This is a genomic window from Paenibacillus sp. T2-29 (genome assembly GCF_052921365.1).
In genome coordinates this window covers 619,417-633,332 of record NZ_JBREVE010000003.1, presented here as the reverse complement: position 1 = coordinate 633,332, position 13,916 = coordinate 619,417, and the positions used below count along the sequence as shown (strand labels likewise).

The following is a 13,916-nucleotide window of genomic DNA, read 5'->3' as shown; positions in this document are numbered from 1 at the left end:
AGGGTTCGTTTAGCTGTTTACTGAAATAAACTCCAGTAAAATGGTTTTGTCCACACTAGCCAGCGGAATCGTCAGACGATCACCGTTTTTCAGTTCAAGACCATTGCCTGCGTCTACAGCACGCCCGGATTTTTCAATCGTAATCTCTGGGGTACTACGCACCACAATGCGATCCTGGTTCGCTGGCGTGAACACGACCTTATCGGTTCCGGCAAATTCCGGAGCCAGTTGCAGCAACTGGTGTAAATTGAATTTGCCCCGAAAGGTGTTCAGCTTCTTATACTGCGGGTATGTCTTTTCGCCGGTATTTTCGTCCCGGATTTCCAGTACGATCTGACCGACAAAGCCACGATTGGCTTTTTTGACAGCCTTCCAGATGAAATATGCCGCCACTAGCAGAACGAGCAGTCCCACCCCTAAAAGAATGAGTGGCAATAGCTTAGACTTTTCAGCAGGTGCCGTAGGCTGAGTTGTGCCAGTATTCGTACCGCTCGCTGCCCCAGCTTTGGCACTGATGGTTACAGGCTGCGTTTCACGGTAAAAGCTCTTCTCCTCTGCTCTGACGGTTAGCTCATAGTCATGCTCATCCGGAATCGTATATGAGCCGGTAAAAGCATCGCCTGCGTTTGTTAGGGGCACTTCATTCGTTGCGCCGGTATCAAGGTCCTTGACCTTCAGGACAGCATTCATATTCGCATACAATTCCTGATCCTGATACGGCTGGTTATTGCTCGTCAGATAGGAACGAATTTGAACCGAGTCACCTTTTTTGTATGATTTGGCAGGCGGTGCGTCCAGCTTCAATTCCAAATCATAGTTAAATACCAGATTAATATCAATCTTATCCTGCTGCACTCCCTTGACTTGAAGCTTCCAATCGCCAGCCACAGGCTTGAGCAATTTAATCAGCGAGTAGCTTTTGGACTTGGACAGCAGTACATCGCTCGAAGGAATCGACTTCGTGTTGCCCGATGGGTCTATTAATCTCGCGTCCACCGGTTTCGAGGACATGATCGAAATGTTGGCTTCCAGCACGCTATCGTTTGGTACGGTTACTGTAACGTCCTGATAGTCGCCGTTTGCCGTAATGGACTGCAAGGGCACCACTTTCAATTTCAAATTGCTGGCGAAAATTTCACTCAAAATGTTCGGCAGATCGTCTGCCGAGCTTGTAATAAAGGACTTGCCACCCGTTTGCTGCGCGATGTCGGCGAGTTTATTTTTATTCAGCTTTCCATCTGCATTCAAACCGATGGTATAGATCGGCACACCGCTTTTTTTAGCCTCGGCTACAGCCTGTGCCATATCCTGAGCGGATTGGCTTTCAGTTCGGCCTGTCGTTTTATTAAAATCGTTGTTACCATCAGCTAACATAACGATCATAGGCGCATGCCCGGCTGTTTTGCCATCCTGCAAAATGCGGATCGCTTCCTTGACACCTACGGAGGTGTCAGTATACGCTCCCCGGTTCAGCCCGTCAATAAATGTCTTCAGCTCCTGCTTATCTGCTTCGGATGAAATATTAAGCAAGGCTTTCTCGCGCTGTACGACATCCGTATAGGCTACAATCCCAACCTTGTCATTTTGTGTTGACAACATATCAATAAACATTTTCATGGCTTCATTGCCAATTTTCCCAGGATCACTGGTGTTCATTGAATTACTTACATCGACTACCAGCACCGCATCCACTTTAGAAGCTGAGGGTGAAGCGGCATTCGCCGTCTGTGGCTGCCAGGCCGAAATCGAGGTCATGATCATTGTACATATGATTCCGATGACCAAAAACCATTTTCTGTCTCTACTAAACATCGCTTGTACCCCTTTGCCGATTAATTCTCATTCTAAATTACAGTTGTACTCCACTACTATTAAATTATAATGAGTTTTACATGAGCGCCAGCTGAAAATCCTGTCCGAGCGGCCTGGATACGACCAAAAAGCCTATTATACCGCGATATTTTACCAATATCCTGCAGTAATGATATAATTATACCCCAACGAGGACAATCGGGCACCAGCCTTCTCCTTTATACGACAAAAATAACCCTAGCGAAACCCGTTCATGTAAAACAGTAAAATAAAAATCTAAGCAGAAAGAGGGAGTACACTATGATCTCATACGGATGTCTGGCGATTATGTTTCTTTTTGTCGCCATTAAATCACTAATCTACTATATACATAAAAGACGCGCCCCGTCGATTACACAAATCGACACCGAGCTTCTCGCACTGCTGAACCGGAGAAGTGAGCGCAATGAATAGCTCCAAACAGGCTGTGCAATTTCGCCCCTTTACCCGCACAGAGCATGCCTTCCAAAAGCTGAGAGTCTGCAAGCGCTGCGGACAATTCACCGCCCTTTGGGAAGAGAAATGTACATCGTGTGGTCGAGATACGCTGGTTCCTGTAGAGCAATATGCCCAACTCAGAGCCAAACGTTATTTTCATAAAGACCTTGCCGTCGGCATCGCGCTACTGGCTGCTTCTATCTTTTTCGGTCACTCGTCACAGCAAATGCTACTGTGTGGTATCGTCGGTGCGCTTCTCCTGTTGCCCTTGATCCTTCTACAGCAGCGCATTGTTCCTTATGAACAGCGTAGGCAGCTTATACGCCTTTTCAGAAGCCGTATAGGACAGATCCAGGAAGGATTGAACGTAAATCACAAAAATGCAGTTGCCCTGCGGCAACTTAGTGAGCGTGTCTGTTATGAAATGTTACGCGAGATTGCCGTACTCATTCACAATGATCGGATAAGGCTCCAGCAGGTCGCTCTGCTGCAATCATTTGTTCTTCGCAAAGATATGGAATTAACGCTCGATCCTCTCCTGATCAAAAGCTTTGAACCCCTTATGGTCAGATACATTGGAGAGGTTGCCAGACTCAATCGTGAGCTGATTAAGGATCGGACATTCCGGTATGTGGCTTTTTATGAGCGCCGTATTTTAGAGGTGGCAGGAGGCGAAGATATTCTCGTTCGCGTAGCCAGTGCCGCTGTCCGTAAAAAACGCTACATAGTCACCCATGCCGCTTTCATTTCCAGATATGTTCGGAAGCTGCCAAAGGAACGAATCCAACGTTTATATCATATCATTCAGGAGAATCCGTTAGAACCCTTTGGAGATTTGGCCGATGAAGTGAAGATCATGTACCTGATGGAACAGTATAAAAGCTGAGTTACCATAATGCCCTTTTATATATGACGTATCCCAGTCAAGGAATCACTGCAATGGATCAGCAAAAAAACCGTCAGGATCGCCAATGTGCCTCCAGACGGTTTTTTAAATATGGATTATAATGACGCTCATGCATCTTTATTGACCTTGCAGTTTATGCTGCGCATGCTTAATGGAAGTAAAGTTAAATGCTCGTACTCCCTTGCTATCATACACAATAATCTCTTTATTTAAATACGGGTGTAGACCATTAAAATATCCGGGCATAATCAGTCTGCGCATAAAAAGGTTTTTACCCAGCAGACGGGGTGAATTGGTCGCTACAACGAGCATCTGCTGGGTTGCAGACCATGGGCTAGGTTGAATATATGACAAACAGTATTCGCCTGCCGTAAAATCGTCACCCCATGTATACCCATCCTCGGTACATTCAATTTGAAGATGAGCTTGATACTTTTGAAGCAGCTCATGTCTGGACAAGGCCGAAGTGATACAAATCACGTTGCTATCAGCCAGTTCTTTCTCTGAAATATCTTTAGAAGAAACCACGGGATAATGAACACCAATGTACGGGTTCCAAGTCGCTGTCCGCGGACTAGCCAAGGCGTTCGCCGTTCGTTTCACCGCCTGCTCTTCCTCTGGTGTAGCATAACTGGATGGAAGAACAATGTGAAGTCGATTCATATAAACATCAAGTACACCCATACCGTGACTCGCACCATTTCTTCCCACGCTTTGCAAATCCGCAACACTCTTAGCTGCATCCGCATTTTTGGTGGAGTCTTCACTGCTCTCTCCCTCCCGTTCAGCAATCAAACGGTATTCGGGTGAAGGGCGTTTGTGCGAGTGTGTTTTAACAAAGCGAAAGCGGCTGTATTCTCGTAAATCCAACATGAAAATGCGGGCTCCGATACGAACTTGGGCCAGTTCCAGGGACATGTCCTCTTGTGAGAGATGAATCACAAATTCTTCGACGTGAACAGTCTCAATATCCAATTCACCCGTGGAACTCATTTCGCCATACAACTCCGCATATTCCTCGTTTTCATCCATGCGTGTCACTTCCAGCCAGTAAGCTCGATTATGTCTGCCCCGTTCCGTCCGGTAGGCAATACGCTGAGGGACGACATCTCTTTTCCATTGCATAAGCCAACCCAGTATGCCGTCCAAAAGTCTTAACTCATGCGTATCCCAATGATTAGACTGCCGCTCTATCACACCTTTAAAATGGTTCGATGAAAGCTCGGTTACCGGAGCTGTGTATGCTTGGGCAAATAAGTAATCCTGGTCACCACACACATCCAATATTGGAATATTGGTCAAATTTTTAAGATGCTTGGGGTGTGGCGTCCCTGAGATTACCGCAATAGCTGCAAACCGAGAAGGATAAGCCTGTGCCATCGCCCATGCAGCATATGCGCCGTTCGAGTAACCCGTCAGATAGATACGTTCTTCGTCCACTCGGTACGCTTGCAGTATGACATCTAGCCCCTCCAAAAAAGCAGCTTCTCCAATATAACTGCCCAGCGTAACGCCACGACACGAAAAAGTAACAAATATAGCCTCGTCTTCCCAACCCTGCCCAAAACCTCTATTCTGAAAATCCGGCAGTCCAAGCTCATATCGCTTGCCAGGCATTAGAACGATCAGAGGATACCGTCGCTTAGCCGTGTAGTTGCTGGGAAGCTGGATGGTATACCGTTGCAAACTATTGTCCAAACGGGAGACAAAAAAACCTTCACCAATGCCGTCGGCCGTCAAAAAAATATGTTCTTTCTGAAGTAACGATGGGTGCTGTGACTGTTCGGTATGTCCAGATATAAAAATTTGTTTTAATAGCTTAATATATTCACGCACCACCCGGGAATCCCAGATTTCAAAAGGATCTTCCGGCGAATCCGTTAACCTGTTTAATTCCTCAAGCAGGCCCTTTATTTGTATTTTCTGCGCAGAATGAAGAACATCTTTAGCGTAGGCTTGCATGTACTGGTCATACTCTTCCTGCAAGCCCTCCACGACGACTGACAAAGGCCGCACAAGTACCGAATACACAAAATGATGTTCTACAGCCTCATGATCCCGATAGGTAACGGTGAAGTGCAGCATTCCCGTATTCCCGATCTTCTCCTCATCCCAGGCGTAGCTTTGCTCCTGCTCCCAATGGGCTGGAAACTGATCCAGCTTCATGCCCTCATCATTCGTTACCTCGACCCATAACGTTTGATCTGAGGGAAGAAGTATCCGATCCTTACGCAGCAAATAAAATAAAATCGGGCTGTCTTCTCCTTCCCTGCCAGCACTTTGCTCAACCTCTAACCATGCCATATGATTACGTATATTACGCTCTACGAATTCACGATGCAGTTCTATCACATCTGGTTCATCGCATACCTGATTTCCACTGATACGAATAGAGCGGGCCTCATCAGGAATAAATGCAGCAATGATAACGACCGTATGATCACCTTCCTCCAAATACAAGCGAAAGGGACCGGATTCGGCATATACCAATGTGCCATCTATCCAAATTTGTCCGGTTCCTTCAAACGGTCTGAAAATCACTTCCTGTGCAGTCATACAACGTAGATTTGAAACCAGCAAAAGTCTTTCGTGTTCAGCCAAAGGCGGAAAAACACCTAGATTCAGTTCAGAGGTCCGAGGGTCAAGCTCGGTCAGTAATCGGCACACTGCCTTTCCTCCTGCTGAAAGCTCGATTCCATCTTCACCACAAGCCTTTTCCAAATTCCATTCCTCTTGCGTAAAATGACTCGACCATTCCCTGCCCACACCACAATTTTCCGGAAGCTCGACTGGGCCGACTGCATAAGCAGACGCCAGACGTACCGGATGATCCGACAGCACAGTAGTTGCTTTTTCCAGATGTGTGAACCTCATAACATTCCCCCTCCAGGTTTTTGTGTCCTCAGAGACGTAGCCGCGTTATATTCCGTTTAACATTCAATTGAACTATATAAAACTATTCGTTACCACCTCTGCGTACTCCTCCGTGCTTTTCAAAAAAGAAGCTATTCTCACAACAAAAAAAGAGGCAGCTTCTGCCACCTCTCTTGATCATTGTGCTTATTTTCTTACAATGCTGACTGCAAGTCTTCGATCAAATCCTCCAGATCTTCAATCCCAACCGAAATCCGTACCAAGCCTTCCGTAATACCTAGCTCTGCACGGCGTTCTGCCGGAATGGAGGCGTGCGTCATACGTGCTGGAACGCTAATCAGACTTTCAACCGCTCCCAAGCTCTCAGCCAATGTAAAATACTTTACTTTTTTCAGGAGGGCAACCGCGTTAGCATCGCTACCTACATCAAAGGAAATGATGCCGCCAAAGCCTTCAGCTTGAGTTTTGGACAGCTCATGCTGTGCATGGCTTTCCAGCCCAGGGTAGTACACCTTACTAACCTTCGGATGCTTTTCCAAAAAGGCTGCAATTTCCTTTGCATTTTTCTCAATTGCTTCCATACGCAGCCCCAAGGTTTTGATACCACGGATCAATAACCATGAATCCTGCGGTCCGAGAATACCGCCAATGGCGTTTTGCAGAAAATGAAGCTGCTCGCCCAGCTCTTCACTGTTGACTACAGCCAGACCGGCTACAACATCGCTGTGTCCACCCAAATATTTGGTTGCGGAGTGTACGACGATATCAGCCCCGAGTGTAATTGGCGTCTGCCAGTAAGGGGTAGCAAATGTATTGTCCACAATCAACAAAAGCTCATGCTTTTTCACCAGTTCTGAAACTGCGCGGATATCAGTAACTTTCAATAGCGGGTTTGTTGGTGTTTCGACATACAATGCCTTCGTATTCGGACGGATTGCTTTAGAAATAGCCTCAAGATCAGTTGTATCCACAAATGTGGACTCAATCCCGATCCGACTAAGCACTTTGCTTACAATACGATAAGTGCCCCCGTATACATCATCGGTCAGCAAAATATGATCCCCTGCTTTAAACAAGGAAAACACTGCATGAATCGCTGCCATACCGGAACCGAAAGCAAAACCACGTTTGCCTTCCTCCAGTTCCTTGATCAGCTCTTCCAGTGCAAACCGGGTCGGGTTGCCTGTACGTGAATACTCGTATCCCTTATGAACGCCGATTTCCTCTTGCTCATAAGTGCTTACCTGATAAATAGGAACGTTAACCGCGCCAGTATGAGGATCGGTAGGGAGTCCACCGTGAATCAGTTTTGTTTTGCGTTTCATTTTATATCCCGCCTTCATATATTTTTTTGCTCAAATAACGTTCACTGCTATCTGGGAAAATAGTGACAATATGTGCACCATCCGGTGCGCTCTCTGCTTCCAGTAAAGCAGCATGCAGGGCAGAACCGGAGGAACTGCCCACGAGAATTCCTTCACGTTCGGCCAATTCCTTGACGCGGTTGAATGCGTCCACATCGCTAATGGTATGAATGGCATTAAAATAGCCTTTGTCCACAAACTCAGGGATCAATTCCATGCCGATTCCTTCTGTTTTATGAGGGCCTGACTCGCCTCCATTCAAAATGGACCCTTCAGGCTCCACAATGACAGTTTTAATGGCTGCATTTTGCTCCTTAAGATAACGCGAGGTTCCCATAAATGTGCCCCCTGAGCCTGCTCCTGCCACGAATACGTCGACTTTACCGTCCAGATCGTTCCAAATTTCAGGTCCCATTGTCGTATAATAAGCCTCTGGATTATCAGGATTGCTAAATTGCTGCGGCAAGTATGCATCTTTGATTTCAGCAGCCAATTGCTTTGTTTTTTCAATGGCTCCCTTCATTCCCTCACTTGTCGGGGTATGAACGATACGTGCTCCCAATGCTTTCATCAAGTCCTGCTTCTCTTGGCTGAACTTCTCAGGCACAGCAAAAATAACCGAGATATCATAATGAAGCGCAGCCATCGCAAGACCAATACCTGCATTACCTGCTGTTGCTTCTATTAAAGTCCCGCCCGGCTTCAACTGGCCTGTCTTTAACGCTTTTTCGATTAGAGCCTTTCCCACCCGGTCTTTTACGCTCCCGCCGGGGTTCATAAACTCCAGCTTGGCGAACAGGCGAATTTCTCTGGGTAGAGAATAGCTATTCAGCTCCACTAATGGCGTGCGCCCGATGAGTTCAAGGGTATTGCGATATACATTCATAATTTCAGGCTCCTTTTAATGGCGAATCCAAAATAAACCAATGGTCAAAAATTAGCGCCCATTGTCGGAGAAATTCGCTGTCTTCTCCAAAAACATAGTAATGCGGTAAGTATTGATGCAATAAGATTTTATGTGTATTTGAAGCTTTTGTCAAATGGACCAGTCACAACACCCACACCCTTGATATTCTGCCTCGATATGATGGTAAATATCTCTCAAAATACCCACGTCTAACATAGGAGGATGTCATCTATGGGTAAGCAATGTTTAAAGATAGCTGCTGTATATTTTGCCCTCGGTGTGCTGTTCAGTCTAATCATTGGTGTGTCGGGTGATTATAGCCTGTCTCCTATTCAGTCTCATATCCATTTGCTGGGCTGGACGACTCTTGGGATCATAGGTCTAATCTACGTGACCTTTCCTGCACTTTCAGTTACGATTCTGGCACGTATCCACTTTTGGATACATAACATCAGTCTGCCAGTGTTGATATTGGGGATTATAGGTAAAAATTACGCGATTGCAGAGGCTGGAGTGTGGGTCGTCATAGGGTGGGTGTTACTCGCGGCGGGTATTATGCTGTTTATGGTGAATGTGTGGGACAGACTGCGTTAGATCACATAAGTTTCTTCACTGGTCATAGGAAAAAGGAGCCTGGTCATTGCCAAGGCTCCTTGATATCCTCATTATAGATTGCAATATATAGCTAGCTGTGCTAGCAAAGTGTCCTTACTGTTAATTTACTGCTCCATCCTGTACATGTTCTTTACAGAAGTTTTCAACTGCTTGCAGCTCATCATCTTCAAGTTCAAGCTCAATGTAACGATCCGTTCCTTTTTCAAACAATTCATACTTCAGCAGTCTTGTCTTTTCTTCGTCTACTAAATAAAGAGCACGGATATATATTCCGTTTTCAGTGTATAGCTCGTCGTCTTCCTCTACCTCTACCTCAATGATAAATTCATAACGATGTCCACTCAAAATACCAAAAGCATCTTTAATTTGATCTACTGTATATGCTGTAAAATTCAACATGTTTTTATTCCCTCCGGATTTCCTTCAATTATGGTGCATTCTACGCCGGCAGGCAGTAGTTGTTCAACTTGTGTGCGTACTTCTGGACGATTCAAATCCTGACCCATGATCGAGATCCAGCCGTGATCATTACGCGAGCGGATTAGACGCCCGATGCCCTGTCTGAGCCTAAGTGCCATGTGAGGCATATCTATCTCACTGAACGGATCTGCTGCATCCTTGCGCAGAGCCGTAAAAACCGGATCATTCGGAGGAAATGGCAGCGACCAGATGATGACATGTGACAGGGATGGTCCAGGGATGTCCAATCCTTCCCATAATGTAACAGCGCACAACACACTTTCCTCATCATTCTGAAAAGCGGAGATCAGATGGCTAATTTCAGCCGAGCCTTCATACAGAAAACGATAGGCAGATGCCTCTGGGTAAGCAGCGAGACCCCTTTGGAAGGCAGTCAGTTCCTCCTGAGAAGGAAACAGAATAAGCGCTCTTCCCTGCGATTTCTCCAGCAGCGTCAGCGCTCTCTGGATTGGGTTATGTCCCGCTTGTAGCGGGTACAGTGCGGCTTGCATCTGATCGCTGTAGTCATAAGGTGAAGCGACGGAAAACGTTAGCGGGTTTTCAATACCGAGGCTTTGCGCCATATAGTCAAATGAACCCTCCACGGAAAGTGTAGCCGAAGAGAATACGATTGGAATATGCTGCGCAAATACTCGTTCTTTGAGAATCTCTTTTACCATCTTCGGCATAACCACAAGCGTTAATCCATCCTGATCCTCTGTCACCCACGAAATGAGAAGTTCAGGACGCTTAAACAAAGCCAAAGCAGTTTGAATCATTTCCAAATGTTCTTCTACAATTTTGACTTGATACTCATCCAAAGAGAATAACCCGCTTTCAAATACAAGCTCTTCCTCGATCGTACCGATCAGTTCACCAAAACGGGTCACCTCCCGAATCAACGATTCATTCAGGATAAATTCCTTGCGGTTAGACCCTTGTACTGGCTGACTGCTCTTATTGAGCGCAGCAAACAAAACCTCGCTTTGGGAGATTGCATCTTCGATCGTCATGGCCAGAGATTCCCGCACTTCTCCCTCTAGCAGTCGGGTAATAATAGACTCAAATTGAGTGTGCTTAAGCTTGTAAGTAAGCGCATTTTGTGCCGCTGTCTCCAGCAAATGTCCTTCATCAAAAACAACAGAACTGTGCTCCGGCAGCAATGGCAGCTGACCCTCGCGCTTTCGCGCTTCATAGGTCCATACATGCTCCATGTAAAAGTCGTGAGAGCAGATGACCAGATCTGCCGCTTTGCGGTAATGATCACGAGACAACGTCTGTCCGCAACGATGACGCTGATGACAGACGAGACAGTCTTGAAATACATCCCATCCAAGTCTGCTCCACTGTCCATCTGTTAGCTCAGGATACTCTTTCCGGTTCCCGTATGGAGTAAAGGACTGTAACGTATCTGGAAAATGGACAAAATCAGGCAGACCCTGATAAATATCGCGAAAAACATCCGCGTCCTCATCCAGTCCGCTTCTCACCTCATCCAGCTTGTTCAAGCAAATATATTGATCTGGCGATTTCCCTAATCGGGCATCAATTGTCAAGCTTAGATGCCGCGCCAGCTTGGCTATATCTCCTTCTGGCTTCACCAGTTGTTCAATCAATGATTCATCCGCACAGGCAATAATCGCCGGTTTTCTCATGTATCGGGCATATGCAATAGCGTACAGCAGGTATACCAGCGTTTTACCAGTGCCTACACCTGCTTCTGCAAAAATGGTCTTTTTTTCCTTATAGGCACGTTCTAGCTGGAATGCCATATAAATTTGTTCATCCCGAACCTCAAAGCCGACTTCAGGCAAAACTTCATAAAATACATCTGCAATCCAGTCACTTGCCTGCTCAATAAACGGCTTGGACGGATCAAAGGCAAAAGGGTAAGTAGTCAATCGGGCTGTGCCTCCAATTCGTTCATAATGTGCATCCTTTCATTATAACGCAAAACAAGCTAAAAAGAACATGTAAACTGTAAGAATAACTTACATTTTTTATTTTCCCATGAAATTCTATAACAAAAAGGACATCGAGGGGTTCGCTTGTGAGGACGCTACACTGGCATTATGAAAAAACAAAGAAACCAGCGAATGCTTTCAGGCACTGGCTGGTTCCTTGTTTACTTTTGCTTCATCAAATCTGGAATTTGTTCCAGCAATCGCTCTCTCGTAATGGCATCATCAAAATTCCACGAACTGTCGAGCGTATATACCCGTTTATTCTGAACGGCAGGAATCGTTTTCCACACTTCACTATTCATCAGGTTTCTGGTTGTTGCAATTGTTTCTTGACTCTGATCCGATAGAATAAAAAGTTCATCCCCGATAAATGAAGGAAGTACCCTTCCATCTTCCGCAACGTTAATTTCCTTAATTTATGATGTTAGAAGCTGCTGGAGGCAAGGATGATTGCTGCTCATGTCGCTGCAACTCTTTTTTATTTACAACTAAGGTGCTGGCACAAAGATCGTGGACTCCCTGTTTTTTCGCAGTAAAAGCGACCACAATGTAAATGAGACGTAAAATCACAAAAGAAATGGCTTTAATCCAATAACGCCCTGAGGCATGTAAGAATCCAAGACGCTTTCCTTCCTTATCTACAACAACTAAAGAGAACACAAGCTTACCTGGTGTTGCTCTTACCTTCGACGACTCCCATAATACACAGTACAGCCATGGCACCATGAGCCAAAAGATTAGCGGCCACCACATAAGCAGTACTTGTATGAACACCGTCTCCTTTATACCCAAAATATCTGGGATGATGTAAATTGCTCCCCCTATTGAAAGGATTATGGCAGTAAGGATGATCAGATCAATCACAAACGCTGCCGTTCTCACCCAAAATCCTCCGTAAATCTTTCTTACACTATCACTTGTTACTGTCATAATGATGTATAACTCCTTTGCATTCGTTAAAATCCATTTTATCCCTTTGCCCAAGGAGATATCATACGACCACCTCCCTGAATTGTCAATTTACGAATAAACACTCACAAACAAGTAAAAGGACCTATTTTCATGCATCAAGATGAAAATTTTAATAGGAATAAAGAGCTTATATACTATGCTATTCATCTGTTTGGACAAGAAATCAACGCCGCTATAGTTCTTATTTACCTATATGTAGTACTTTGACATCGAATTAAATTCAGTCTTTTTCACGCGCCAAAAAAAAAAAAAAAAAAAAAAAAAAAAAAACAGCGTATGTGTAAACGAGATTGCACATACGCTGCTTACTATTCATTCCGTGCATTTGACAAGCGACACCCGATTGGAAATGGGATTGTTCCTGCCCGTCTTACTCACTATGCTTTTCGCCTTTCAACACTAAACAAACCTTCCTCACCACGCAGCTTTGCCAATGCTTCGACAAAGAAGTAATCGCCGTAGATAATGGGCACATTGATGTGTCTTTGCTCAGGATAATGTACGGTTCCGTTCATCAGCAATCCCTCATGTTCTTCGTCCCACGCCGTACATGTGTGATGCAAGCCCTTGAGGATGGATTCTGCAGCTTTTGTAAATTGCTCTGCACGTGCCGAATGTTTTGCTAGTTCCAGCAAGCCACTGGCGGCAATCGCCGCAGCTGACGAATCCCATGCTTCGCGGTGCCCTTCTTCTGCTCTAAAGTCCCACACAGGCAGGCAAGCATCGCCCAGCTGGGATAGGAAAAAGTCAGCCGTGTTCTCGGCTACCTTTAAATAACGCGGATCGCGCGTGTACCCGTACGAAAGCGTAAAACCGTACAGCGCCCAAGACGTGCCGCGTGCCCAGGCGGAACCGGGAGCAAATCCCTGTCCGCCATGCTCGGCGACCTTTTTTCCAATCTCCGGATCGAACTCAATTACATGCGCGATGGAGCCGTCCGAACGAACGAACTCACGTGCCACGGTATCTGCATGCTGAACAGCGAGAGCAGCAAAGCGTGGATCTCCACTTTCCTCCGAGGCCCAATAGAGCAAGGGTAAATTCATCATACTGTCTATGATCGCAACACCCCGTGTATCCATATCCTTCGAGTGGAAGTTCCACGCGCGAATAAAGCGGCCATTCACGTTAAAACGAGCAGCCAGCAAATTAGCAGCCAATAACCCCCGTCTTCTGGACTCTGCATCACCAGTCAACCGATGGGCGGCCACACCGCTGAGCAGCCAAATAAAACCGAGATCATGGTCTACAGCTTCGCTATTATAGAGTATTTTCTCCAATCGAGCCTCGCAGCGTTGTGCAATTTTGGCGGTCTCACTGTCAGGACGTGCCCGATGGGCCAGCCATAGCAACCCCGGATAAAAGCCTGCTGTCCACCACGCTTCCTCACAATTATCATAACGTCCACCCTCTGCAACATGTGGAAAGGCGTCCCCCAGTCTTGCCGCCAAGGCAAGCGTTTTATTCAATGCCAGCTCCCACGATTGTTCCAGCCATGCTTCTGATTTTGTCATTTCTTTTTCCTCTCCCTTTCCACAGGATTGAAGATAACTATGGCTCCCGAC

Annotated in this window: 12 protein-coding genes; 3 read left to right on the top strand and 9 right to left on the bottom strand. The window is 45.9% G+C overall.

Going from position 1 to position 13,916, the window contains the following annotated elements; genetic code table 11:
- Positions 1-9: 9 nt before the first annotated feature.
- Complete coding sequence (locus tag ACU1JV_RS12585) at positions 10-1,812, bottom strand: vWA domain-containing protein (RefSeq protein WP_025679132.1); 1,803 nt, start codon at positions 1,810-1,812, stop codon at positions 10-12.
- A gap of 300 nt (positions 1,813-2,112) precedes the next feature.
- On the opposite strand from ACU1JV_RS12585, the gene ACU1JV_RS12580 reads away from it, so the two are divergent.
- Positions 2,113-2,265 (top strand): hypothetical protein, encoded by a 153-nt coding sequence (locus ACU1JV_RS12580; protein ID WP_165079916.1) that lies wholly within the window; start codon positions 2,113-2,115, stop codon positions 2,263-2,265.
- Positions 2,258-3,175, top strand: coding sequence for a hypothetical protein (locus ACU1JV_RS12575; protein ID WP_413986039.1), 918 nt, complete (start codon positions 2,258-2,260; stop codon positions 3,173-3,175). Before ACU1JV_RS12580 ends, ACU1JV_RS12575 begins: the two co-directional genes overlap by 8 nt.
- A gap of 138 nt (positions 3,176-3,313) precedes the next feature.
- Here the strand turns inward: ACU1JV_RS12575 and ACU1JV_RS12570 are convergent, their stop codons facing one another.
- The 3 genes from ACU1JV_RS12570 to ACU1JV_RS12560 all read right to left on the bottom strand — a co-directional run bounded on the left by ACU1JV_RS12570 (position 3,314) and on the right by ACU1JV_RS12560 (position 8,320).
- Positions 3,314-6,070 (bottom strand): PHB depolymerase family esterase, encoded by a 2,757-nt coding sequence (locus ACU1JV_RS12570; RefSeq protein WP_413986038.1) that lies wholly within the window; start codon positions 6,068-6,070, stop codon positions 3,314-3,316.
- A gap of 194 nt (positions 6,071-6,264) precedes the next feature.
- Positions 6,265-7,395: a bifunctional cystathionine gamma-lyase/homocysteine desulfhydrase gene (locus ACU1JV_RS12565; RefSeq protein ID WP_064963243.1), complete on the bottom strand. Its 1,131-nt coding sequence runs from the start codon at positions 7,393-7,395 to the stop codon at positions 6,265-6,267.
- A gap of 1 nt (position 7,396) precedes the next feature.
- On the bottom strand, positions 7,397-8,320 hold the full coding sequence (locus ACU1JV_RS12560; RefSeq protein ID WP_165079919.1) for a PLP-dependent cysteine synthase family protein: 924 nt from the start codon (positions 8,318-8,320) through the stop codon (positions 7,397-7,399).
- Positions 8,321-8,572: 252 nt separating this feature from the next.
- Between ACU1JV_RS12560 and ACU1JV_RS12555 the strand changes: the two genes are divergently transcribed.
- The gene (locus ACU1JV_RS12555) at positions 8,573-8,935 is read left to right on the top strand and encodes a hypothetical protein (protein ID WP_040101459.1); all 363 of its coding nucleotides are present in this window, start codon (positions 8,573-8,575) and stop codon (positions 8,933-8,935) included.
- A gap of 120 nt (positions 8,936-9,055) precedes the next feature.
- Here the strand turns inward: ACU1JV_RS12555 and ACU1JV_RS12550 are convergent, their stop codons facing one another.
- The 5 genes from ACU1JV_RS12550 to ACU1JV_RS12530 all read right to left on the bottom strand — a co-directional run bounded on the left by ACU1JV_RS12550 (position 9,056) and on the right by ACU1JV_RS12530 (position 13,865).
- On the bottom strand, positions 9,056-9,355 hold the full coding sequence (locus ACU1JV_RS12550; RefSeq protein WP_165079920.1) for a DUF6509 family protein: 300 nt from the start codon (positions 9,353-9,355) through the stop codon (positions 9,056-9,058).
- On the bottom strand, positions 9,349-11,316 hold the full coding sequence (locus ACU1JV_RS12545; protein WP_040101461.1) for an ATP-dependent DNA helicase: 1,968 nt from the start codon (positions 11,314-11,316) through the stop codon (positions 9,349-9,351). Before ACU1JV_RS12545 ends, ACU1JV_RS12550 begins: the two co-directional genes overlap by 7 nt.
- A gap of 224 nt (positions 11,317-11,540) precedes the next feature.
- Entirely contained in the window at positions 11,541-11,681 is a 141-nt protein-coding gene (locus tag ACU1JV_RS12540; protein WP_225683754.1) for a hypothetical protein, read from the bottom strand.
- Between the two features lie 109 nt (positions 11,682-11,790).
- Positions 11,791-12,309, bottom strand: coding sequence for an RDD family protein (locus ACU1JV_RS12535; protein ID WP_413986037.1), 519 nt, complete (start codon positions 12,307-12,309; stop codon positions 11,791-11,793).
- Positions 12,310-12,728: 419 nt separating this feature from the next.
- On the bottom strand, positions 12,729-13,865 hold the full coding sequence (locus ACU1JV_RS12530) for a glycosyl hydrolase (protein ID WP_413986036.1): 1,137 nt from the start codon (positions 13,863-13,865) through the stop codon (positions 12,729-12,731).
- Positions 13,866-13,916 lie beyond the last annotated feature (51 nt).

What these genes read in the sequence shown, in the direction of transcription:
- ACU1JV_RS12585 (WP_025679132.1), bottom strand. Translation starts at nt 1,812, where the DNA reads ATGTTTAGTAGAGACAGAAAATGGTTTTTGGTCATCGGAATCATATGT.
- ACU1JV_RS12580 (WP_165079916.1), top strand. Translation starts at nt 2,113, where the DNA reads ATGATCTCATACGGATGTCTGGCGATTATGTTTCTTTTTGTCGCCATT.
- ACU1JV_RS12575 (WP_413986039.1), top strand. Translation starts at nt 2,258, where the DNA reads ATGAATAGCTCCAAACAGGCTGTGCAATTTCGCCCCTTTACCCGCACA.
- ACU1JV_RS12570 (WP_413986038.1), bottom strand. Translation starts at nt 6,070, where the DNA reads ATGAGGTTCACACATCTGGAAAAAGCAACTACTGTGCTGTCGGATCAT.
- ACU1JV_RS12565 (WP_064963243.1), bottom strand. Translation starts at nt 7,395, where the DNA reads ATGAAACGCAAAACAAAACTGATTCACGGTGGACTCCCTACCGATCCT.
- ACU1JV_RS12560 (WP_165079919.1), bottom strand. Translation starts at nt 8,320, where the DNA reads ATGAATGTATATCGCAATACCCTTGAACTCATCGGGCGCACGCCATTA.
- ACU1JV_RS12555 (WP_040101459.1), top strand. Translation starts at nt 8,573, where the DNA reads ATGGGTAAGCAATGTTTAAAGATAGCTGCTGTATATTTTGCCCTCGGT.
- ACU1JV_RS12550 (WP_165079920.1), bottom strand. Translation starts at nt 9,355, where the DNA reads ATGTTGAATTTTACAGCATATACAGTAGATCAAATTAAAGATGCTTTT.
- ACU1JV_RS12540 (WP_225683754.1), bottom strand. Translation starts at nt 11,681, where the DNA reads ATGAATAGTGAAGTGTGGAAAACGATTCCTGCCGTTCAGAATAAACGG.
- ACU1JV_RS12535 (WP_413986037.1), bottom strand. Translation starts at nt 12,309, where the DNA reads ATGACAGTAACAAGTGATAGTGTAAGAAAGATTTACGGAGGATTTTGG.
- ACU1JV_RS12530 (WP_413986036.1), bottom strand. Translation starts at nt 13,865, where the DNA reads ATGACAAAATCAGAAGCATGGCTGGAACAATCGTGGGAGCTGGCATTG.